This window comes from Stenotrophomonas sp. Bg11-02 (assembly GCF_002836635.1).
In the GTDB taxonomy this organism is placed as follows: Bacteria; Pseudomonadota; Gammaproteobacteria; order Xanthomonadales; family Xanthomonadaceae; genus Stenotrophomonas; species Stenotrophomonas lacuserhaii.
On record NZ_PJAY01000070.1, the window covers coordinates 57,223 to 78,290 of the forward strand.

Consider the following 21,068-nt stretch of genomic DNA (forward strand, 5'->3'; position numbering starts at 1 on the left):
GCTGGCGTGCGTCGACTCGACTGGATCAATTTCACCGTGCTTCAGAAGCTTCTCCATTTCGCCCCCCTGATAACCGCAGCCATGACCTGCGTGACGGCGTTGATCTGGGTCGTCTACCTGAGTTTCTTCCTGCGCAGCTATCGTCGCCAGCAGCGCCCTTCCATCCTGATCACGTCCGGGGCCGGGAAAGACCTGGATGCGCACTGCTTGGTGACCAACCTGGGGCTGGAACCGGTCTACCTGCTCGATGTGGTCATCGACCTGATCGAGCCCACCGGCAGGGTCGTTCGCGCGGTCATTCCCGAACGCACGGAGCGCTGGCGCCAGGCTGCTCCCGGCGATGACGATGACCTCCGCCGCGCAACCACCGTGGGGGCGCTCATCAGCGGCGGCGAACGCGACCTGGGACGATTCCGCACGCTTATCGAGCGCGCCAGCCTGGAGAATCCGGACATCGCCACCGAGGCAGCTTTCTCCAGCCTGGAGGTCACGGTGATCCTGGTCACCGCCAGCCAGGCCGAGCTGTGTGGGGCATCGCGTTGCTACCGGGTGGAGCATCGGCCAGACGCCCAACCCCGGCTGAAAGCGATGACCATCAAGGCGCGACAGCTGCAGGGCTACTTTGCCCGCCGCAACCTCACCCGCCTGCTGACCGCGCAGATCAGGTCAAGCAGCGGAGGTTGAGTAAAAGACGTTGGCGTCCACATGACCGTTATGGGCGTCGGCTATTCTCATTGCCTCGACCCGAGCACGGATTCAACCGCATGCCCCCCACCGATCTGCGCGCTGGATGCAGCCTATGCCGCGATGCGGATCCGCTGCAGTTCGACTTCAGTTACGCATTCCAGCCGATCGTCGATGTGCAGGCTCGCCGGGTGTTCGCGCACGAAGCGCTGGTGCGTGGTCCGGCTGGCGAGCCGGCAAGCTCGGTACTGTCACGTGTAACGGCGGACAACCGCTACTCGTTCGACCAGGCCTGCCGTGAGAAAGCCATCCGGATCGCGGCGTCGTTGAATCTGGAATCACACCTTTCAATCAACTTCCTGCCCAACGCGATCTACCGGCCAGAGGTATGCATACGCTCTACGCTCCAGGCCGCAGCCCGGCATGGCTTTCCGGTCCAACGGATCATCTTTGAAACCGTCGAGGGCGAGCAGGTCAGCGATGGCAAGTGGCTGGCCGAGATCCTGAGCGAGTACAAACGAATCGGCTTCAAGACGGCGATCGATGATTTCGGTGCCGGGTTTGCGGGGTTGAACCTGTTGGCCGACTTCCAACCGGACATGGTCAAGCTGGACATGGCGCTGATCCGGGGGATCGACCACAGCCCTGCACGACGCGCGATCGTTGCCGGCGTGGTATCCATGTGCGGGCAGTTGGCTATTGAGGTCATTGCCGAAGGCATAGAGACCGGCGATGAGGCGCAGTGTCTGTCGGATCTCGGCATCCGCCTGATGCAGGGCTATTGGTTCGGTCGGCCGCAGTTCGAGCGCGCCGTGCACCAGGCCGACATTGCCCTGCCAGACATGGGTCGATAACCCAACGAAGAACTGGCGATAACACTCGCCAAGAGCGCGTGTCTTGATGGCCGCACCTGACAGTGATGCCAGTTCACTTTCCTCTGCACGCCCATCACCTGCTTGGCGGCTGCATGAACTCGATTGTGATGTGATCGGGGCCGGAGACGTAGGCCGCTAGTGTCCCCTTGCGTGGACCGCCTGGAATGGGTTGTGGACTGCCCTTCGCCTTCCATCCCGCAGCCTCTACACGGGCGATGGCGGAGTGAATATCCTCCACGGTCAAAGCCAGGTGTGCAGCTCCGATCGCACCCGCACTTTCCGGCGCGGCTCCATGCTGGCGACCTCCAGAGTACTGCAGCAGCTCAACCATGAACCCATTCGGCGCCGAGACGATTGCCGTGCGCACGTTCGGATCATCAACGCCTGTAACCTGATACAGGAAATCGCCTCCCATCTCCGATTGGCGTTGCAGCTCGAAACCCAGCGCCTGGGTCCAAAAGTGGATGGATTCGTCCAAGGAGGAAACCGTAAAGCCGGCGTGATCAACGCCAACGAGGTGCGTCGTCTTGGTCATGGCTGCATGATCATAGGGGCCGACTCGGCATGTGGGCCGTCTTTGGGGTTACGGCGTAATAGTGGGTTTCATCAGGAAATCTAGGTGGCGCGGCTTGTTCGGTCAAGCGAATGCGCAATGGCGGCCTCGGCGCCTTCACCGTCATCACCGACGGCAGCAGCGGCGTGTCAGCCGATATCCACGACAGGATGCCGGTGTGGCTGCAGCTTGGCTAGGTCGATAACTGGATGGACGCCGAGCGGCGACGACGACGCCATGGCGATGCTGCTGGCCAGCGAGCCCCCACTTCTATGGAGGCATGCCGAGTCAGCCGGGCGGTGAACATCCCTCACAACGATGACGGGCAGCCTTCGCAGTTTCTCGGTTGATTGGGTTCTGCCCCGATATCACGGACGGCTCTAAAAAGCTGCAACCTTCTGATCCTGCCTGGCGGCTCTGATGTCTCCAGGATTGCCGCGCCTGATGTGCCCTCGCGCTTATCGCCCCGCAGACTCAGTGAAGGACAGGACCTAGTTCTACGCGTGTGGCCATCTTTTACCTTTTTTACCCTGATAAGTTGTCCGAAGCGGCCAACTTATGGTGTTAGGAACACGGAGATACAAGCCATTGATTTAAATGGTGGCCCACCATCAATCACATTCATCCTCCAAGCGATTGCTGGGGAAGAACTTCTCTCAGACGGCGAGCTGCGGTTACTCGCACCGTTACTCACATTCCCCAGAAGGGGACTGGATTCGAAGCCTGACGATCGCTGTGAGCAGTGGAGCAATAGTCCCACGCTGTACAGGAAAGTACTATCCAGTCTTCTTCATCTCGCCGCGCTTGGGGCTCACCTCCATGGGCCGTGGGGACAATTGGACGGGGGACGTAGCCGATGGCCGCCACACAGAAGCCGGGACGCGATGGCGTCAAGTATTGGCGAGCCGTCGACGCCATTGAGGCGTTGGGTAGCGCGTCGCTGGCCGAGGTCGAGGAGTGGGACTTGTCGCACCACCCTAACGACCCGCTGGGCAACGCCCGCTCCGACCTGGAGCTGTTCACTGTCAACTCCCCCAGTCGAATCCACTACAACTACTCCCGCACGAACTGGCGAAGTAATCAGGATCACCCGCACGACCGCTTGTTCAAGCTGGTCGATCCGGGCCCGCCGCGGCGCACCCGCTACGTGTTGTTCAACCCAGCGGACCACGGACACGTGGACCTGCTAAAGGGCGGCGACGGAAAGTGGAAGGTCATGCCTCTGGTCATGGTCGACCAAGCGCGGGTGGAGGCCGAAGCGCAGGCAGGGGCGTTCGCCGCTCAAGTGGATAGCGACCACGACGCCCGCGTCTCGGCGATGCGCGCTGTGGCCCAGCGCCGCGGCCAGCCTTTGTTCCGCGCCAAGCTGCTGGACGCCTACGGCGGCCGCTGCGCTGTCACCGGGTGCTCCGCGCTGGAGGTGCTGGAAGCCGCGCACGTGCTGCCTTACAAGGGCGCGCATACGAACCGGGTGGACAACGGCCTGTTGCTGCGCGCCGACCTCCACACGCTCTTCGATTGCCACCTGCTCTGGATCACTCCCGAGCATACGGTGGCTTTGGCACCATCGCTGCTGATCACCGACTACGCTGTCCTGCAGAACAAGGCACTGGTCCTGCCTGCAGCATCGGTTCACCACCCCAACCCGGCTCACCTCGCCCATCACGCTGCGCGGTGCCAAGCTGGCCATCCGAGAGCATGAACCCATGCGACTGTTTGAGCTGCTCAAAGTGTCTGTGTTCCATCGAGCGAACCAGCGCACAGACCGTCGAGTTAAGCTTCTCAAGTACACGAATCGTTGCGGATGGTCGTACAGGTGAAACAGAAGAGCGTTCAAGAAACCTTGGCAGCACTCGCAGCCATGTTCGACAGTACACCCGAAAAGTCCAGCCGCAGCGACGTCATCTTTTTCAACGGGCTGAAGCGCGAATCGGTAGTCGATCTGCTGAAGGCAGCCGCCGGCGCCATCCAAGAGAACCAAGAACCTGCTGCCTGGTCCTATCTCGTCCAAGCATCGGAACACTTGGGGTACCTCATTGGCATCAATGAAGCCGAGTCCCTGACTACGCCAGAACAGGCCATCAATGCGAAGCTAGAGCAATATGGCCGCAAAGGCGGATTGAAGAAGGGCGAGAACGCCAAGCAGCTTCAAGACGCTGTCGCCCGCAAACTCATTGCCGCGACACCCAAGAACGGATGGAAGAGCCGCCCAGAGGTCCATCGGCAGTTTTTCGAACTGGCCGACGAGGTCTCCGGATTCAATGCAACTGACTATCAGTGGCGCGCGTTGCTCAAGCGCCAGGACATCAAGAGAATCTTGCCTCCGACGAGCAGGCGAACCCGCTGATTGCATCTGCAGTACCGGCCAATGCGCTCCTGATACATCGCGGACTCCTGGCGAGCGTGCGGCACGCTCGTCCGAGTGCATCACAACGACGTTGAATTGCCGCTATTATTCAACCCGATAGCCGCTATAAAAGCGGATTGCATCCAGTAGGGATCGGCACTTTCTCTCCGAATTTTTAGCGTGTGTCCCAAGCATCAGCTTGCCGACACACTCATGAATTCGCAGCCACTCCAAATCATTTCCCTGCTCGAGACTACGAAGCGCCTGAACCTTGCGCGCTCCACGCTCTACACGCGTCTCGATCGGAAATCACCCTACTTCGACCCTGACCTGCCGAAGCCCGTGCGCTACGGCTCAAGCGTCGGCTTCATCGAGCACGAAATTGACGACTACATCCTTGGCCTGATGCAGGCCAGAGGGGGTGTGGACTGACAGTAGATGCGCGACTGGTTCGCGACTGTCCTGCGGGGCGTTGTTTTAAACGCTACCTGCCACACCCCGCCACACAACGTGGCGGACCACCTCACAAGACTCTGGGTAAACAAAATGCAGCACAACATCAACGATGACCTTCAGTTCGAAGCCGACGACATCATGGGAGCGCTTCGGGAATTGCAATCCAACCCTCAGCACCGGAAGGGCCAGCTCTTCTCGCTGCTCTATCCGGCGATCGTCGAGATGCTGGAAAAGAACGTCACACAAAAAGCGATCCTGGCCACCCTCGCGGAAAAGGGGCTGAAGCTCCATCCTGCCCGCTTCAAGGAGATGATGGCGATGGAGGCCCAGAAGATCCCCAGCATTTCGGGCTCCCGCGTTGAAGAGGAGGGTAAGGAATGAACACTCCCTATCTGCCTCGCGCCTACCCCATCCACGCTATGTACAGCGCCATCCGGGACGCGATCCTGGAAGTCCAGCACAACCTGAAAGCGCCCGACGCGCTGATCGCCGGTTCGTTCCTCACGGCGATGTCCATCGCGTCGCAGGGAGATGTGGATGTCGAACTCCCCACTGGCCAGCTCCGCCCGGTTTCGTTGGATGTCTTGGTCATTGCCGATTCCGGCGAACGCAAGTCGGCCACCGACAGTATTGTTGGCGCGCCCATCTACGAGCACGACGAGAAGGTGGCAAGAGATCACGCCCTGGCCCTGCTCGCCTACAAGGCAGACCGGCGCCTTTGGGATGCCAAGGAGGCGTCCCTGCAACGCAGGGTAGCCAAGGCACTGGACAGCGGCACAGACGACGACATCGAACAACTGCGCGAAGAACTCATCAGCCATGGCGCGTGCGAGCCCGCCAAGCCTGTCCTCAGTCGCATCGTGCACCAGAACATCACCGAACGCCCCCTGATGGAAAGCATGCAGGGCGATGGCAAGTCGATCGCAATCCTGAGTGATGAAGGCGAAATCGTGCTCAAGGGAGGTGCCATGAACAAGTTTGGCACGCTCAACAAGGCTTGGGACGGCGCCAAAACACTGACGCTGGATCGCGCAGACGACAGCATCGTGGTCAACAATCCTCGCCTGACCATCAGCATGATGGTGCAGGAAAGGGTGTTCAGGGAGTTCATGAACAAGCGGGGTGAGGTGGCTCGCGGGTCCGGTCACCTCGCGCGATACCTCGTCGCGTGGCCCGCGTCCACGCAGGGCTTCCGCTTCATGTCGCTTGAGGAACCTGTCTGGGAGCAGCTGCCCCGATTCCATCAGCGTGTGAGCGAACTTCTCACGGCCGCACAGGCACGTCGTATCGCCGGTGATAACACCCGTAAGACGCTCACGTTCACGCAAGAGGCGAAAGAGCTTTGGGTGAACACTCAGAACGCGATCGAACCGCGCCTGCGCCAGGATGGCGATCTGTCCAGTGTTCGGGACTTCGCATCAAAATCGATGGAGATCACGGGACGGGTTGCCGCAATCCTGCACCATTTCAGCGCACAGGAGGGCAACCTGATCACTAAGGAAACTCTGGGCCGAGCGCTGGAAGTCGTGGGCTGGCACTTCCAAGAGTTCCTCGATGTATTTGGAGACAGGAATCACGAGCCTGAGCAGGCCAAGGATGTCCGCACTCTGGCCATGTACCTGTGGAGGCGCTACTGGTGTGCTGGATATGGGGCGGCTGTGCGCAACGAAGTACGAAAGAGCGGCCCGATCCGGAACCAGGGACGCTTCGAAGCGGCACTCCATCAACTGCAGATGGAGGACTCTGTCCGCGTGATGCATCAAGACTCCGCCCGAGGGAAAGGCAGGCTCTGGATCCACTTGAACGGGGCAGTCTTCAGCCAGATCACGACCCAGTAGGAGACCCTGCCAACTACAGCGACCGAGGCCGCCCCGTTAACGGGGCGGCCTCGCTCCTTATCCCCCTGCCGAAAGGCCGATTTGAGGGAACAACCGATTGCACGACGTGCGATTCTGCTACAAGTGCCGCAAATCGCCCCCAGCGCAGGCCTACCGGCACGCCGCTAGGGTCATGGCACTGACCCACCAACCCATCGTAGCCCCCACGGCAGGTCAGGCCGAATCGCTCTCGCCATTTCGACGTACCGAAACGTATTGAGCCTTCTCCTGCGGTGACATTCCTCGAATCCTCGCCGGTCCGAGATGGCGTTCAGCCCTTCTATCAGCGCCCTGCTCCTTGAGCGTCCGGTGATCGACCCTCGCAGCATGCCCGTTGATCTCAAGATGCTGATTGATGGTGTCCGCCACCGACTTTCGCATCGCGATGACCTCGTCCCTGAGCTGCATGCGATTGCGTCCTCCACTGGCTTTCCTGCGACCGCCATCCTCCGGTCGCTTACTGTTGTACCGAGTGAAGAAGCGATCTGAAGATCGCTCGACTCCATCATCCATGCGATCACACGTCATCAGGTGGAGATGTGGATTGGCCTCACCCTCCAGCGAGGATGATGGCGCATGGATTGCAAACTGGTATGGCTTTCCAGGCGTCAGCTTCGCAACGATATCGTCCACCAAAGCCGCGTTCTGCTCTGCTGTCAGCTCAGCAGGCAGCGCAATGATCGCCTCCCGGTATGCGGCACCGTTCTTGCGTTCGTACTTGTCCGCGGCCCTCCACATGACCTTCGGATTGTTGTCCGCCCACCGCGGCAGGTTTCCATGGCTCGCATGAACCAGATCGTCGCGTTTGCGGTGAAAGCCATTTCTGGCGATGTAATCCGCATGGTCACCTGCGGTTCCTTTGCCTCCACTCTTGATTTGAACATGAAACGTTGCCATCAGCGCACTACCCTTTTCTTGGTTGTAGAAATGAAAAGACCGGCCAGGTTGCCTTGGCCGGTCTTTGAGCAATTGAAGTGATTCGTGGGGAAACGGTAAGTGCGCGAAGGCTTTGCCCCCCCTATCAATATGGGACAAGCCAGCACTGATTACTGCGAACTACCAATCATCGAACCCACCCTTGCTCATAGGGTAGTGTTACGCAGGTATAAAATTACTTTTACTGGTTCTTCATGACACTGAAGTTGGATGGCGAAAGCGGCTCGCTTGAGCAACACAGCCAGACCTTCGGCGGTCCAGGCCTGAGATGCCTACCGACACGCGTCAATGAAGCATCCGCGCACTGCCGCTGGCAGCACCGGCAAACAGATAGGCGAACACGGCATCGCCCTTGCTCACCACCTCGTCTTCGGAATAGCCCATGTCGGCCATTCCGCTGTCCCACAGATGGTTCTCGATCTCGTGACGCAACTGCGCCTGCTTCGCTGCCATGTCGCGCAGGTGGCCCATCAGCAGATTGCGCTCCTCCAGCCTCGCCAGCAGCTCGACGGCCGCCTTCTTGACCGCCTCCCGGTCCTTCCGGCTGAGTGACTTCTTCCGCAACAGGTCGAACACGGCGAGCTGCTGCTCGGTCTCCAGGCCTTCCCGCTGGAAGCGCCTGGCTTCCTCGTCCATCTCGTCATGGGTAGCGAACAGCTCTCCCATCACTTTCTGGATCTCAGCCTCGTCCTTGTCGGTGTTGTACTCGGCAACGATGCGCTGGAACTTCTCGTACAGGTCGATCCGCGTCGGGTTCTCAAGCACCATAGCCTTCAGCCCTTCCTCGATCTTCTCCATGAGGTTCAGCGCGACCAGATTCTTCTGCTTGATGTTCTGGAACTCCGCCCGCAACCGGTCGAAGTCGATGGTGCTCAGGTCGAACTGCGCAGGCGCCTTGCTGGCCCCCTGCTCCAGGCCAATGCCAAGGTCCACCACGTCATAGAAACCCTGCAGCAGCCTGGTGATATCCGGCGACGTGCGTGCCGCCTGCAGCTTGTTGTAGATGGCGTTGAGGGCGCTCTCCTGCTCGTCATAGGCGAACAGGCCGGGATTCGGGAACAGGCCGCGATACTTGGCCGCAACGTCCTCCACGATCACCATGAAGGTCTTGCGCCGCTCATGGCTGGCCGCCAGCAGATCGCAGGCCTCCAGGATTTTCTCGCCCTTGTCCATGCCCTGGGCGTCGATCACGTCCTGCAGCTCGAAGCCAAGGTCCGCCAGGAACTCGGCCGCATGCTCGATGCTCGCGGCATACTCGGCAATCCCTTCGGCGTCGTCTTCCAGATAGCCGGGGTCCTCGCCTTCGCCAACTTCCAGCTTGCCGTCCCGGTCGCCCTGGGCGAACGTCGCCAACGCCTTGCGCAGGCTCTTGATCATGCCGTTGTAGTCAATGATCAGGCCGTTGGCCTTACCTCCCCCAACGCGGTTCACCCGGGCAATGGCCTGCATCAGGGTGTGGCCCCGCATTGGCTTGTCCAGGTACAGGGTGGCCAGTGACTTCACGTCGAAGCCGGTCAGCCACATCGCGCAGACGATGGCGACCCGGAACGGGTTCTCGGCCTTCTTGAACTCCTGCTCCAGGTTGCGCGAGGTCATCTTGGCCCGATGCGGCGCGATGTCGAGCGGCTCACCACGGTGATTGGTCCACTTCGTGAACTCCTCCACCTCGCCCTGCTCGCTGGACACCACCACGCAGAATTCGGTTTCGCGCATCCACTCCAGGCGTTCGCGCTTTTGCTGCATGATCCTGGGCAAGGGGCGCTGGGGATACTTGGCATTGAAGATCGCCTCGTCGGCGAGCAGCTCCACTTTCAGCATGTCGCCCAGCGCCTTCCACTTGTCGGCGATCAGGTCGTACATCTTCACGCAGGTGATCTTGTCGATGCAGACCATCAGCGCCTTGCTGTTGCCACCGGAAACGGCATTGCGGCGCTGCGAGTAGTGCTTGACGAAATCCTCCGCCACCGCGTCCAGGCGCGTGGGCGAGGTGAAGATGGTGTATTCCCTGGCCAGCTTCCTGTAGAGCTTGTCTTCCTTCTCGTCCGTCCACGGGTCTTCCGCCGTGGAGTCGAGCCTGGCTTCCTCGATGTAGCGGGTGATCTTTTCGTTCAGATCATCATCAACGATCTTCAGCTTCTCACCGTGGTTCTCATACTTCAGCGGCAGGGTCGCGCCATCAGCGACCGCACGCTGGAAGTCGTAGACAGAGACGTAGTCGCCAAACACTTCGCGGGTCAGCTGCTTCTCCGCCGCTTCGATCAGCGGCGTGCCGGTGAAGCCGATGAACTTGGCATTGGGCAATCCCTTGCGCATGTTCAGGGCCAGGCGTCCGTACTGGCTGCGATGCGCCTCGTCGCTGATGACGATGATGTCGCCGCGCTCCGAATAGGGCTCCGTCACGCGCTCGCGGTACTTCTGGATCAGGGTGAACACATGGCTGCGGTTGCTGTCGCGGAGCATGGCCCGCAGGCTGGCGCCGCTCTGGGCCTGGTCATCCTTGGCATTTGCGCGCCCGCAATGGGTGTAGGTGCCGGCGATCTGGTCATCCAGCTCGCTGCGATCGGTGACGACAACAAAGGTGTAGCCCGCCGACACCCTGCGCCGGATCTTCTCGCTCAGGAACACGATGGAGTACGACTTGCCCGACCCCTGGGTATGCCAGAACACGCCGAGCTGGCCCTTCGCCAGTTCGGCTTTCACCTTGTCATCGTCCGACTGCAGGCGCGCAATGACGCGATTCACGCCCAGATACTGGTGATTGCGGGCCACGATCTTGGCGGCGCCGCCTTCGCTGGTGTCGAACAGGATGAAGTTCTCGACGATGTCCAGCAGCCGCGCCCTGTCCATCATTCCGCGCAGCAGCAGCGGAAGCTGCATCGTGCTCTTTCCCGGCTCCGGATCGTCCTCGTCCAGCCGCTTCCACTGGTAGTGATGCTCGGGCGTGGCCGTGATGCTGGCGTACTTGGCGATGTGGCCATTGGAGAACACCACGAACTGGTTCCAATGGAACAACTGCTCGATACTGCCCTCGATGGCGGCCTGCTTGCCGGATTCGTCGGTGCCACGATAGTCGCGGTAGTTCTTCTTGTAGGCGTCGCGGTAGTCCACGTCGAAGCGCTTGAGCTCGACGAACACGAGCGGCAGGCCGTTGACGAAGCCCACCAGGTCGGCGCGACGCAGGTAGTTCCTCCCGCGCACCCACAGCTCGCGCACGGCCTTGAAGCTGTTGTTTTCCTGATCGACGAAATCGACCAGCCGCAGGCGGCGTTCCACGGCTCGCCCGACGCCATCCTTGAACCGGACCAGCGCGCCATTGCGCAACAGCTCGTACTTGTCCTGGTTGATGGCGACCAGGGTCTTGGCGTGGTCGTGGGCGGTGGCCTGGTCGATGGCCTGCCGGTAGGCCTCCTCGGGCAAGCCGGGATTGAGCCGCTCCAACGCGGCGCGCAGATCGTGCTTAAGCACCGTCTCGGTGAAGTTGCTACGCCCGGTGAGGTGCGGCCTGTCCTCGGTCTCGGCCTGGGCATGGATCGACGACCAGCCAAGCTCACCCAGGATTGCCGCGGCATCCTTCTGGATCATCCCGTCTTCACTGTAATCTCCCCGTGCGTTCATCGCCTTACGCCTCGCTGAAGTCGAAGCCGCACTGGCGGTGATGGCGCAGCGTCAGCAGATGGATGCAGCCCTGATCGATGGCATACAGCGCCAGGTACTCTTCCAGAATGTACTCGCGCAGCTCGATGTCATCGCCGAGCAGCTGTCGCACGGCCGCCCAGGCGGCGAGCACTTCAGGCGCTTCGGGGTTGTGGGCCATGAACTCTCGCCCGATGCGCGGCGCCTGCGCCAGGCGCTTAGGCAAGTCGTCGTACGCCTGGTCCAGCAGCTCCTGCGCCGCGGCATCCGCGCCAACGTCAAGCAGGTACGCCACGGCCTCGTCCAGTCTGCGCTCGTAGATCGCGCCGAGGACGACCTGCATGCGTCAGGCGCGTGTCTTGCGTGCGGCCTTGGCCGCTTCCAGCCGGGCCTGCGAGCGCGCCCTGGCCTCCTCCACCGGGATTCCTGGCTTGCCCGCGCGAATGTCCTGCAGACCCGCTGCCACGTCGTTCAGCAGGCCAAGCTGGAAGTTGGCCCGTGCCAAGGTTTCGCGCTCAAGCCGGTGGTAATAGTCCAGCTTGCGCGCATCCACCAGCGCCACGTAGCTCTCTCCGTTGCGGGTGATGATCTTTTCATGGCCCGCGCGGACTTCGTCGGCCAGCCGGGTCAGGTCGGCGCGGGCCTTGTTGAAGGGCACGATGTCCTGTGAGGTGATGGGCATGGCGGACTCCGGGTGTTGATGCATGCAAACCTTAATGTATTCGTCTATCTCTGGCAAATCCGCCTGTTCGGCTACGCCGCTTCCGGCTTCGGCAGCGTGATGCCGGATAAATCCAGTTCTCCGCTCAGCAGCTTCGGGAGCAGGGCGTCGCGAGCGTCTGCGAGCATTGCATTCTTCTCGCGCAGCAGAACCCCCTGCCAGAGCATTGCATTCAGCGATTCCAGTTCTTCATCAAGGCCAGTTGGAGTCAACAACTCAATCATCTTCAGGTGCTTTGCACCAAGATGTGCAACGGTCGCACCCTGAATTGTTTTCTCAAGATCCTTGATGGGGCCTCGCAAAGAGAGGCCGACGAATGCTCTGAACTTCTCATCAAGAGGCCGAACACGACAGACTCGCTGAACCAAATAGGCGCCCCCCCCGACCCAATGGTTCATGTGAAAAATGCCGTCCATGCCAATCAAGAAGTCACCCCGCTCAATGATGTACGAGCTATCCACGTCTTCCGTTGTGTATGTGGAAGTCGAAGCGTTAAGTATGTCTCGAATGCGAACGGCAGGCACCCCAACGCCTTCGCTATTGAACTGATTAGCTTTGAACGCGAAGCCATAATCAACTTCAGCAATATCAAACAGGTTCTTTCGCTGCCACCCCTCCGGTAAGCCATCCACCACCTTGACGGCTTCATGTCCGGGAAAGCGTAGGTGCACGAACCATTCGCGGTGTAGGCGACGGGCGGCTTCCTCCAGCAGAATGATGCGGCGCTGATTGGTGGAGATAAGGGAATCATAGTTCTTGATTACCCTCGCACGCGCCTTCTGCTCATCTATTTCTGGCAAGGCGGGAATATCTAACGCACGAATATCTTTCATGTTCAAGTGGTGGACAGTTGCCCCACCAGACTTGCCGAGAAGCACCCCTCGCATCTTCGGCGTCAACATCAAGTAACAAAGGTAGTCAGGGTCAACCCTTTCCTTGTCGGGACGAATCAGAACTGTGCGCTGCCCGAGACAGAACTTTTGGCCTGCTGGGACTACAGCAACATTTCCAACTGGCGCTTCACGAGCAAGAATCAAGTCGCCGCATTGAGGAACCGCTCGCTTCGTCCACTCGACGTACGTCTGTTCTGAAACGCGGTTCACACCGTCAAGAATGAAGTATCCGCGTCCGATGTTCGGCGTGCGAATGGATGGATAGCCATCACCCTGAGTCGGCGCAGTCCTATGTTCGCAGTCAACGATCAACTCGCACAGATCAATCAATTTCGTCACGCCACCAGCTCCTCGAAGTTGGCGCTGATGGTCGCGGCAAGCTCGCCCGCCTTCTCATTCAACTCCGCCAGCTCGTCGTGGATGGCCCGCATCCGCTCGACAAACCCTTCTTCGTCATCGTCGGTAACCACCGCCACGCCAACATAGCGCCCCGGGGTGAGCGACCAGTCGTTCTGCGCGATGCACTCACGAGTGACCGCAGCGCACAGGCCCGGCACGTCTACGAACACGCCATCGGGAAACCGCGACAGCAGCCAGTGCGCCTGGGCGACGAAATACCCGGATTGCTTGAGCGCCTCCAGCGCCAGGTCGCGAACCGTGGCCTCTTCGTTCCGATTTCGGTCGGCGGCCAGCAAGGCGCGCCTGGCCTCTCGGATGGCCTTGGCATCGAAGGCGTCGCTCTTGCGCCCGCGCAGTTCCTTCTCAGCCTTGTCCAGCAGCTTCAGCCATTGCTTGTGTCGGGCCTCAAGCTGCCGGGCCGTGGCCTTCAGTTGCGGCGCAAGGTCTTCCAGCGCGGCCTGCGCGACCTTCACGCTGGCAAGTTTGTCCGGCCGGGCCTTCGCAACGACCTTGCGTGCAAGCTTCACCGCCGCCTCTAGGTCTGCGACGGCTTGCCCGGTGTCCTTGCCGTCCTCCCGAGCCGCGTCCAGCTCTGCCTTGAAGGCCTCCAGCGTTGTTTCATCGAGCCGGGCCTCGTCGTCAACGCCGTCATTGAGCTCGGCCAGCGTCGCGCCTGTGCCGAACACGGTCAGATTCCGGGCCAGCGCCTCGATTGCCGCCGTGTCGTCGGCCAGCCGCTGCGGCAGCTGCGCCAACCAGCCATCCGCTTGCTGCTGATGGCTGGCCACCAGCGCCGCAAACCTGTCGCCCTCCCCCCGATACAGCCACACCACCGCGTTGAGGTTGGCGAGCTGCTCCTCGGTGAAGACATGCGAACGCGCGGAGACGACCGTATAGACGTTGCGTGCATCCAGCATCAGCACCGTGTCCCTGCGCGACTCCGGCTTGCCCTTGTCGAAGAACCACAGCGTGCACGGCAGGCTGCGGGTGTAGAAGAACTTGTTGCCGATGGCGACCATCACGTCCACATCGCCGGTCCTGACCAGCTTCTCGCGGATCTCCTTGTCCTTGTTGCCGGCGTCCGATGCACTCGACGCCATCACGAACCCGGCGCGGCCGGTCGGGTTCAGATAGGAGTGGAAGTACTGGATCCACAGGCTGTTGGCATTGGAGATCGCCCCGGTCTTGGCGTTCAAGCCGGGCAGACCGAACGGCAAGCGGCTACCGAGCGCGACCTGGCTTTCGACCTTCTTGGTCTCCACGCCGTCCACGTTGAACGGCGGATTGGCCATGACGAAATCGCACTCGCCAATCAGCGGTTCAATCTGGTCGTAGAAGGTATTGCCTTGGCGGATGTTGCTGGCATCCAGTCCGTGCACCGCCAGGTTCATGCGCGCCAGCTTGGTGTTGGTGTCGCTCTTTTCCTGCCCGTGAAACACCACGCCGGAGTCCAGCGGATCCTGCCCGCGGCCCTCGATGAAATGGCCGGACTGCACGAACATGCCCGCCGACCCACAGGCCGGATCCAGCACGAGGCCGTGGTCGGGTTCGATGACGTTGACGATCATCCGCACAAGCGATGGCGGGGTGAAGAACTCACCGCCCTCCTGGGCGCCAGTCATGGCGAACTTGTTGAGGAAGTACTCGTAGATGCGCCCGAACACGTCGCCGGTAGCGTTGCGGATCGCCTCCCCGTCGAAGACCTTGATGAGCCGCGCCAGCAGGTCCGGTTCGAACGCGGGGAAGCCACGCGGCAGCGCGCCTCGCAGGACTTCATGCTCGGCTTCAATGCTGTCCATGGCCGCATCGATCGCTTCGCCGACTCCTGGGCCCGCCGGCAGGGCGGCGATGTTCTCGAAGCGCGCCGCCTCCGGCAGATAGATTGCGGCCTTGCCCTGGAAGCCGAGCTTGATGAGGGCTTCCCGCCGTGAAGCGGGAACCTTCGGGCCGATTCCGGCGGTGATCCCGGGCAGGTAGGCATTGAAGCGGTTGCTGGCGTGGCGCAGGAAGATCAGCCCCAGAACCGGCATCGAGTATTCGCTGGCGGTGAGCTTGGAGTTGGCGCGCAGGTCGTCTGCCGATTGCCACAGGTCGCTTTCGAGTTGCTGGATGTTCATGGGGTGTTCTGACCCTTGTCGACCTGCTGTAGCTGTGCGAGAAGTTCCTTCCAGAAGTCCTCTGCAATCCCGGCTTGCTCATCCTGCAAGCTCTCAATCTGCCATTGCAGCTCTTTTTCTCGTTCGATGATTTCGACTGCGGCCTCAGTCAATGCCGCGTTCAGCGCAAAGACCTTGAGCTTGCGCAGCGTACTGATGGACATCATGGGAATGGTCGCGCCGGTCTTGATGCCGTCCAGCACCTGCTGGCCCATCTTCGACCGCAACCACAAACCCAGGCCACGGAGGTCCACGCCGGGCTTTGCCCCCCGCAGGACCACGAACGACTGTCCGGCAATCCAGCCACCATCCCCGGGTGGCGGCACGTTGTCGGGCACGATGCCAATCTTTCCAACGGTGCCTTTCACGACCAACAGCAGATCATGCGGCCGCAGGAAGATATCCATTACATCGCCGGAACGCTTGGCGGCCAGTTGCACTCTGACACTCTTCTCGGGGGTCCGGATGTAGCCTGCGCTGGGAAGATCGACGGCCCCGACCTCGAGAACATCGACTCCTGCTGACACATCCACTCCGCGGTCCCTGTTGGGTATTGGAATGAGAATGCGGACCACATCTTCCAGTGTTTCGGTTGGCAGGGTTTCCATCCGCGCTTGCGCTTCACGCTGCTGGTCTGGAATGACGTAGCGACCGACATCCAGCGTGGCATCGTTGTCGAAGATGGCGTCCAGACTGACGACTTGCGTATACGAGTCCTCTTCTTGACGTCCAGCAGCCGCTTGGATATCAGACTCGACGCGCACCTGCCTGCAGAAGTCCAGAATGAGGCCAGTACTCTGCAGCGCAACCCGCCCCCTGCCCATCGACGCACGGAAGTGCGGCAACGATGCATCGACGAATCCAACGCGACGGTGGCGTGCCTGCGTGTTCAACACCAGCATGGATGTTCCCAGCCCGCTGGATTGGAAGATGCCATTGGGCAGCGCAATGACCGCCTCGACCCAGCCTTGCTTCAACAGGTATTCGCGAACGTCCCTGTCCTTGCCTGAGCTGAAGAGAAAGCCATTAGGTACAACGATGGCGGCAATGCCACGTGTCTGCGCTGCAATGTGCTGCACCATCAGACCTGTCACGCTGGCCTTGACCACAGGAAAGCGGCTGTAGATGTCCTGCATCACCACGTCATCGACGCCGCCGGCCATGCCCATCGGTGGAATCGAAAGAGTTGCGTCAAATCTTTCCAGGTGTCCGCCATGAACTGCTGCAGGCGCACGCAGCGGATCGTTTGACGCAACGTCTGTAGGCGCTCCACGAAACAGGGCCAGCAATGCCGCAACTTGCGATCCGAGATGTGCTTCAGCGTGGACGCGGAGGTCAGGCTGATCCATCAGCACCCCGACAAGCTGGCCGCTAGTCTCCCAAGGCAAGTAGGCCGCACGCGTAGTCTCACCGACCGCTACATCTTTCATCAGACGCGCCAGCTCGACGGGCACATCGAAACCCTCGAAAGTGCCACCGACCAGGTCACCGGCGACATCGACCGGCGAGAACCTCTCGAATACACCGCCGTCGACCAGGTACTTCACCGTTCTCAGCGCAGCGAAAACCGCATCATTCGCCTGCTCGACGTATCGATTGGCATTGAAAAACGCCATTCCGAGCGCGCCGGGTTGCCAGAACAGTTTCTTCAGAACGCTCAACAGCCCCTCGACGCCTCCCTGAGCCACGGCGGTATCAAGCGTGACACTGGGCTCAAGCCTGTCCTTTGCCGACAGATGCGCCCAAGTGAGCAACTGGAACGCGAGCAACTTGGACTCGTCGACGCTGAGAGAGGTGCTGCGGAAGTGCTCCATCACCTGGAACAGGACCTGTCCGGCATTGTCCTTGGACATAGTCACTGGCTCCTGCCCGCATAGTTATACGTGGTGATCTGGGCATCGCCCTCGGCAACGACCACCAAGCCGCCCTTGTCTACGATCTTCATGAGGGTGCGAAGCGCTTCGCGAAGCTGCTCCGACTTCTTGCGGCTCAGGACCACCTTGCTGCCCTCGTTTTCGCCGTACCCCAAAACCAGATCGATCATCGCCTGGTTGATGCCCCGCTGGCCCATCCGCTGCTGAAAGTGCTTCGTCTTATGCATTGCAGCTCCCTCCGCTGTTAAGCGTAGGCTGCACCTATGCGCGGCGCAAGTCAATGCGAAAGCTGCAGTAATTGCCTAATGCGGTTGTGTTTATTTAAATTATGTTCAGTTTTTTCGGTAGGCTAGCGTGCCAAAAGCACTCTATCCTATTGAAAAAAAAGAGAAAAGAGGAACAGAGGCCCTCCGCGCTCCCCCTTCTAGCCGAGCGGAAGCGGCCCCATTGCCACTGCCGCCGCAGGCGTGAAGCCCGAAGACGGCGGCGGAAGGACTTCGCACTCGCCTTTGGGCGCCGGCAGTTGCCGAATGACTCTGGCGGACTCTAGCCGGTCGATGAAGTCGTTGACGGGGGTGTAGAAGTTCGGAATCCGGTCGTTCTCTTCGTCAGTGAATACCCAGTAGGCCAGCCGCCTTTTGGGAAAGCCCGCGCGTTGGGCCTCGGCTCGGTTGGCATATTGGGTGACGAAGAGCCTGTATAGCGCCCTCTCTGTGTAGAAGCTCCGGCGAACCCAAGTGGCGACGTCCCTCTGGTTGAACCGATCACCTGGGGATCGTTTCGTGATGAAGTGGTCATGGGCCAGGAGCTGCCAGAGAACCGGATCCACTCCAAAGATCCAAGCATCCTTGTGGGCGCGCAGACAGGCCGAGCGCACCGCCGCCGGCACAGAGTTCAGGAGCTCGCTGACCCGATCTTCTGCACTGATCCGGTACTCGCGCAGGACCCGGTCGATTCGCTCAGGCGACGTCAGCTCGATTAGATGCTCCAGGTCCTCGGCGTGTTTCGCGCGCTTCTGTCGACGCACGTAGGCCTTCCGGCCCTCCTTGTCCTTGGTCTCTTGGGCCTCACGCTCCTGGCGTGCCTGGGCCGCCTTGACCATTTGGTCGCGCTGCTGGGCGATCTCCAGGTTCCGGGCTGCAACCTGCTCGTCCAATTCCAGCTTGGAGGCCTGCCACTCCGCAACTGCTTTGGGGCAGGAGATCCAGCTGCGATTGGCGGGGTCGACAAGCACCGCATGCTCGAAGGCCGCCACGTCGTGAGGAATGTCCCGGTGCAGCTGGGAGAGGTCGACTTCGACCATCCTCCGGCCCTCGGCTTGAACTCGCGCCGCCTTGATGTCGCCAACGGCATGGGTCACGCGGATCTCTATCAGGAGCTCGCCGACCTCATCTCGGGCAACCACGTCGGGCTGGTAGGTGCCAAACGATCGCTCAATCTCGATGTCGCGCAACTCCATGCCGCGGGTCGGATGATCGATCTGGCGGCCCCAGTGGAGCAGACCATCTGCGTCCCGGGCATGCGGCGGATTGGGCATGTCTATTGGGTCACCGGTCCAGGCCGGGATCACCAGCCGCCGATGATCGGCAATCAGTTGCTTGGCTCGCTCGTGGATTCCGGTCTCGCGACCAGTGTGGCAGCCAGTGTCGACCAGGTGAGCGAAGTGGGGGCGCTTGCGCCGGCTTTCTTGGGCCTTGGCGGACAAGGGGGCATGGCACCCCGGGCAAACGCAGCCGCACGCTTTGCCCTTCGGGACCTCGCTCGGCGCTAAGACACGGCCATCTTTCAGTCCAAATGGAACGCGAAACCCGCCGCGCCGTGCCAGCGGATTGCCCGACGGATTGCGGAGTGAGAACCGCTCTGGGATGGTGTCCATGGTGCTTTCCTTGATCGGAGGGAAAGCAGAAATTCGCGGCAGGCCATGGACGAAAACAGATCTAAACCCGCTCAAACGGGTAATCCGCAGGTTGAATCCCTCCAGTTGGCCCTTGGATGGCTTGATCGGGAGGGGGGCCAGCAGCGCAACGCTCGTGTCCTCCGGGAGGTCATGGACACGACCCTGACGGCGATCTCGCGCGGAGAACCGCCTCCTGAGACGGACACCACGACACTTCGAGCACTCTTTCACCAACTCGAAGGAACCGGCGATGGCCTCTCCAAGGTATTCCGGGCGACCGAGCTGGAGAAATGGTGGGACTCGCGACAGGAGCAGCTCCGACAGCGGTGCGCCCAGCAGGGCTGCGCCCTGACCCCCGACCTCGTGGTCAAGAAGGGTGGCGGCCGTGGCCTACCCTCCCGGCTGTCCTTCGGGTTTCGCCCGACGCGTGAGGCGGAAACTGAGGACAACACGACGCCCGAGGTCAACCCGACCTCGATGCGCTACCAAATGGATCCGGTCAAGCCTGCGCTGTGGCTAAGGCTGACGGTCGGCAGCCGGCCGTTCCCTGTGCAGTCCTGGCGTGGCTACGTGCTCATCGGCAGTGCCACCATGAACATGGTGCTGATGGGAATCGCCTGGTTCTTGCTGTTTTCCTCATGGGGCCGGAGCGCCCCTGTGACCACCGCAACACTGGCTCAGCTCGGCCTCGTGATGCTGGTGACAGCCGGGCTGTGGTGGTTGTCGCGGCCGGTGTTCCAGCTGCCCACACAGCGGGTCACCATGGCAGGGCCGTCATTTCTGGCTCTGAGCGAGCTCTACGGCCAGCTTCGCACCATGCCGGCACCTGGTCGAAAGCTGAAGTCCCGCGAATTCGCCGTCGTGCGCCACTGGGGCACGTGCCCGATCTGCTCGGCCGAAGTGGATCTCGACCACGGACGGGCCGCGTTCCCGGATCGGCTGGTTGGTCGCTGCCATGATGCACCGCTGGAGCACGTGTTCTCGTTCGACCCGGTGCGCCTAGTGGGTCGGCCGCTGGTCGAAACAACGCGCGAAGAGACTAATTCACCCTCGTAAGACCAAAAAAATGAAGACTCGACCCCAGCCTGCCAGCCCCCATTGGCTGGCAGGCTAGTCGATCAGGTTGCGCTCCCCACCGGGCGTCGCGTGTGGCAGTCAAAGCCAGCCACGTTCCGCCAAGGTCACCGTCTGCAGTCCACCGACTACCACGTGATCGATCAGGCGCACATCGACCAGGGCGAGCGACTGCTTGAGGCGTGTTGTCACGGCGCGATCGGCAGCTGAGGGATGTTCCGAACCAGAAGGGTGATTGTGGGCCACGATCACCGCGGCGGCGTTGCAGCGGAGTGCATGACGGACTACCTCCCGCGGATGGACTTCGGCTCCATCGATGGTTCCGTGAAACAGTTCCACGTACTCGACCAGACGGTGACGGGTGTCCAGAAAGGCAGCGGCAAAGACCTCCTGACCCAACCCGCCCAGCTTGTCGCGGAAGAATGCCTTGGCGGTCTGGGGGTCCGAAAAGGCGGCCCCACGGTGCATCCTCTGCCCGACGACGGCGCGGGCCGCCTCCAAGACCTCGTCGGCGCTGGCAACCTTGTAGGATCGCGTGCCGCTTCGAACGTACAGCGGGGGCAAGCTCATGGGTGGTGACTCCATCTGGTTCTCCTCGATGAATTTTCGTGTCCTGATTCGACGGCAACAGAAAAGGGGCGCGGATGCGCCCCTTGTTCCCTGCCCTCACGTTGCCCTGCCTTGCCCGCAAGC

Annotated in this window: 20 protein-coding genes; 9 read left to right on the forward strand and 11 right to left on the reverse strand. The window is 61.0% G+C overall.

Annotation, left to right across the window (positions count from 1 at the left end):
• Positions 1-81: 81 nt before the first annotated feature.
• Both CXG43_RS17410 and CXG43_RS17415 read left to right on the forward strand, forming a co-directional pair.
• Positions 82-684, forward strand: coding sequence for a hypothetical protein (locus tag CXG43_RS17410; protein ID WP_101116326.1), 603 nt, complete (start codon positions 82-84; stop codon positions 682-684).
• A gap of 80 nt (positions 685-764) precedes the next feature.
• Positions 765-1,538 (forward strand): EAL domain-containing protein, encoded by a 774-nt coding sequence (locus CXG43_RS17415; RefSeq protein ID WP_101101260.1) that lies wholly within the window; start codon positions 765-767, stop codon positions 1,536-1,538.
• A 94-nt stretch (positions 1,539-1,632) separates the two neighbouring features.
• Here the strand turns inward: CXG43_RS17415 and CXG43_RS17420 are convergent, their stop codons facing one another.
• Positions 1,633-2,094: a VOC family protein gene (locus CXG43_RS17420; RefSeq protein WP_101101262.1), complete on the reverse strand. Its 462-nt coding sequence runs from the start codon at positions 2,092-2,094 to the stop codon at positions 1,633-1,635.
• A 110-nt stretch (positions 2,095-2,204) separates the two neighbouring features.
• On the opposite strand from CXG43_RS17420, the gene CXG43_RS19520 reads away from it, so the two are divergent.
• From CXG43_RS19520 to CXG43_RS17450, 6 genes are all read left to right on the forward strand, one after another.
• Positions 2,205-2,309, forward strand: coding sequence for an SOS response-associated peptidase (locus CXG43_RS19520; RefSeq protein ID WP_223181836.1), 105 nt, complete (start codon positions 2,205-2,207; stop codon positions 2,307-2,309).
• 659 nt (positions 2,310-2,968) lie between these two features.
• The gene (locus tag CXG43_RS19525; protein WP_232767862.1) at positions 2,969-3,814 is read left to right on the forward strand and encodes an HNH endonuclease signature motif containing protein; all 846 of its coding nucleotides are present in this window, start codon (positions 2,969-2,971) and stop codon (positions 3,812-3,814) included.
• Between the two features lie 114 nt (positions 3,815-3,928).
• Positions 3,929-4,459 (forward strand): hypothetical protein, encoded by a 531-nt coding sequence (locus CXG43_RS17435; RefSeq protein WP_143570088.1) that lies wholly within the window; start codon positions 3,929-3,931, stop codon positions 4,457-4,459.
• 213 nt (positions 4,460-4,672) lie between these two features.
• Positions 4,673-4,891, forward strand: a complete 219-nt coding sequence (locus tag CXG43_RS17440; RefSeq protein ID WP_099476181.1) for an AlpA family phage regulatory protein — start codon at positions 4,673-4,675, stop codon at positions 4,889-4,891.
• Positions 4,892-4,897: 6 nt separating this feature from the next.
• The gene (locus CXG43_RS17445) at positions 4,898-5,296 is read left to right on the forward strand and encodes a hypothetical protein (RefSeq protein ID WP_101101264.1); all 399 of its coding nucleotides are present in this window, start codon (positions 4,898-4,900) and stop codon (positions 5,294-5,296) included.
• Positions 5,293-6,753 carry a YfjI family protein gene (locus CXG43_RS17450; RefSeq protein ID WP_101101266.1) on the forward strand — a complete coding sequence of 487 codons (1,461 nt, stop codon included), beginning with the start codon at positions 5,293-5,295 and terminating at the stop codon, positions 6,751-6,753. The genes CXG43_RS17445 and CXG43_RS17450 overlap by 4 nt, the downstream gene beginning before the upstream one ends.
• A gap of 213 nt (positions 6,754-6,966) precedes the next feature.
• Here the strand turns inward: CXG43_RS17450 and CXG43_RS17455 are convergent, their stop codons facing one another.
• The 9 genes from CXG43_RS17455 to CXG43_RS17495 form a co-directional block, all read right to left on the reverse strand.
• Positions 6,967-7,827, reverse strand: coding sequence for a MobA/MobL family protein (locus CXG43_RS17455; protein ID WP_228756291.1), 861 nt, complete (start codon positions 7,825-7,827; stop codon positions 6,967-6,969).
• Positions 7,828-8,013: 186 nt separating this feature from the next.
• Positions 8,014-11,343: a type I restriction endonuclease subunit R gene (locus tag CXG43_RS17460; protein ID WP_101101268.1), complete on the reverse strand. Its 3,330-nt coding sequence runs from the start codon at positions 11,341-11,343 to the stop codon at positions 8,014-8,016.
• 4 nt (positions 11,344-11,347) lie between these two features.
• A complete protein-coding gene (locus CXG43_RS17465) occupies positions 11,348-11,704 on the reverse strand; it encodes a hypothetical protein (RefSeq protein WP_101101270.1) in 357 nt (118 codons plus the stop codon).
• A 3-nt stretch (positions 11,705-11,707) separates the two neighbouring features.
• Entirely contained in the window at positions 11,708-12,043 is a 336-nt protein-coding gene (locus CXG43_RS17470; RefSeq protein ID WP_101101272.1) for a type II toxin-antitoxin system Phd/YefM family antitoxin, read from the reverse strand.
• Positions 12,044-12,114: 71 nt separating this feature from the next.
• Positions 12,115-13,314, reverse strand: coding sequence for a restriction endonuclease subunit S (locus CXG43_RS17475; protein WP_101101274.1), 1,200 nt, complete (start codon positions 13,312-13,314; stop codon positions 12,115-12,117).
• Positions 13,311-15,491, reverse strand: a complete 2,181-nt coding sequence (locus tag CXG43_RS17480) for a class I SAM-dependent DNA methyltransferase (RefSeq protein WP_101101276.1) — start codon at positions 15,489-15,491, stop codon at positions 13,311-13,313. The genes CXG43_RS17475 and CXG43_RS17480 overlap by 4 nt, the downstream gene beginning before the upstream one ends.
• Complete coding sequence (locus tag CXG43_RS17485) at positions 15,488-17,383, reverse strand: N-6 DNA methylase (protein ID WP_101101278.1); 1,896 nt, start codon at positions 17,381-17,383, stop codon at positions 15,488-15,490. The genes CXG43_RS17480 and CXG43_RS17485 overlap by 4 nt, the downstream gene beginning before the upstream one ends.
• 2 nt (positions 17,384-17,385) lie before the next feature.
• Positions 17,386-17,631 carry a DUF4258 domain-containing protein gene (locus CXG43_RS17490; RefSeq protein WP_101101280.1) on the reverse strand — a complete coding sequence of 82 codons (246 nt, stop codon included), beginning with the start codon at positions 17,629-17,631 and terminating at the stop codon, positions 17,386-17,388.
• 197 nt (positions 17,632-17,828) lie between these two features.
• Complete coding sequence (locus CXG43_RS17495) at positions 17,829-19,280, reverse strand: phage tail tape measure protein (protein ID WP_101101282.1); 1,452 nt, start codon at positions 19,278-19,280, stop codon at positions 17,829-17,831.
• Positions 19,281-19,451: 171 nt separating this feature from the next.
• On the opposite strand from CXG43_RS17495, the gene CXG43_RS17500 reads away from it, so the two are divergent.
• A complete protein-coding gene (locus tag CXG43_RS17500) occupies positions 19,452-20,357 on the forward strand; it encodes a hypothetical protein (RefSeq protein WP_157825097.1) in 906 nt (301 codons plus the stop codon).
• 99 nt (positions 20,358-20,456) lie between these two features.
• On the opposite strand, the gene radC is transcribed toward CXG43_RS17500, so the two are convergent.
• Complete coding sequence (gene radC / locus CXG43_RS17505) at positions 20,457-20,960, reverse strand: DNA repair protein RadC (RefSeq protein ID WP_101101285.1); 504 nt, start codon at positions 20,958-20,960, stop codon at positions 20,457-20,459.
• Between the last annotated feature and the right edge of the window lie 108 nt (positions 20,961-21,068).

Excerpts from the sequence above, each read along its gene's own strand:
- CXG43_RS17410 (WP_101116326.1), top strand. The coding sequence starts at position 82 with ATGACCTGCGTGACGGCGTTGATCTGGGTCGTCTACCTGAGTTTCTTC.
- CXG43_RS17415 (WP_101101260.1), top strand. The coding sequence starts at position 765 with ATGCCCCCCACCGATCTGCGCGCTGGATGCAGCCTATGCCGCGATGCG.
- CXG43_RS17420 (WP_101101262.1), bottom strand. The coding sequence starts at position 2,094 with ATGACCAAGACGACGCACCTCGTTGGCGTTGATCACGCCGGCTTTACG.
- CXG43_RS19520 (WP_223181836.1), top strand. The coding sequence starts at position 2,205 with ATGCGCAATGGCGGCCTCGGCGCCTTCACCGTCATCACCGACGGCAGC.
- CXG43_RS19525 (WP_232767862.1), top strand. The coding sequence starts at position 2,969 with ATGGCCGCCACACAGAAGCCGGGACGCGATGGCGTCAAGTATTGGCGA.
- CXG43_RS17440 (WP_099476181.1), top strand. The coding sequence starts at position 4,673 with ATGAATTCGCAGCCACTCCAAATCATTTCCCTGCTCGAGACTACGAAG.
- CXG43_RS17445 (WP_101101264.1), top strand. The coding sequence starts at position 4,898 with ATGCGCGACTGGTTCGCGACTGTCCTGCGGGGCGTTGTTTTAAACGCT.
- CXG43_RS17450 (WP_101101266.1), top strand. The coding sequence starts at position 5,293 with ATGAACACTCCCTATCTGCCTCGCGCCTACCCCATCCACGCTATGTAC.
- CXG43_RS17460 (WP_101101268.1), bottom strand. The coding sequence starts at position 11,343 with ATGAACGCACGGGGAGATTACAGTGAAGACGGGATGATCCAGAAGGAT.
- CXG43_RS17465 (WP_101101270.1), bottom strand. The coding sequence starts at position 11,704 with ATGCAGGTCGTCCTCGGCGCGATCTACGAGCGCAGACTGGACGAGGCC.
- CXG43_RS17470 (WP_101101272.1), bottom strand. The coding sequence starts at position 12,043 with ATGCCCATCACCTCACAGGACATCGTGCCCTTCAACAAGGCCCGCGCC.
- CXG43_RS17480 (WP_101101276.1), bottom strand. The coding sequence starts at position 15,491 with ATGAACATCCAGCAACTCGAAAGCGACCTGTGGCAATCGGCAGACGAC.
- CXG43_RS17485 (WP_101101278.1), bottom strand. The coding sequence starts at position 17,383 with ATGTCCAAGGACAATGCCGGACAGGTCCTGTTCCAGGTGATGGAGCAC.
- CXG43_RS17490 (WP_101101280.1), bottom strand. The coding sequence starts at position 17,631 with ATGCATAAGACGAAGCACTTTCAGCAGCGGATGGGCCAGCGGGGCATC.
- CXG43_RS17495 (WP_101101282.1), bottom strand. The coding sequence starts at position 19,280 with ATGGACACCATCCCAGAGCGGTTCTCACTCCGCAATCCGTCGGGCAAT.
- CXG43_RS17500 (WP_157825097.1), top strand. The coding sequence starts at position 19,452 with ATGGACACGACCCTGACGGCGATCTCGCGCGGAGAACCGCCTCCTGAG.
- radC (WP_101101285.1), bottom strand. The coding sequence starts at position 20,960 with ATGGAGTCACCACCCATGAGCTTGCCCCCGCTGTACGTTCGAAGCGGC.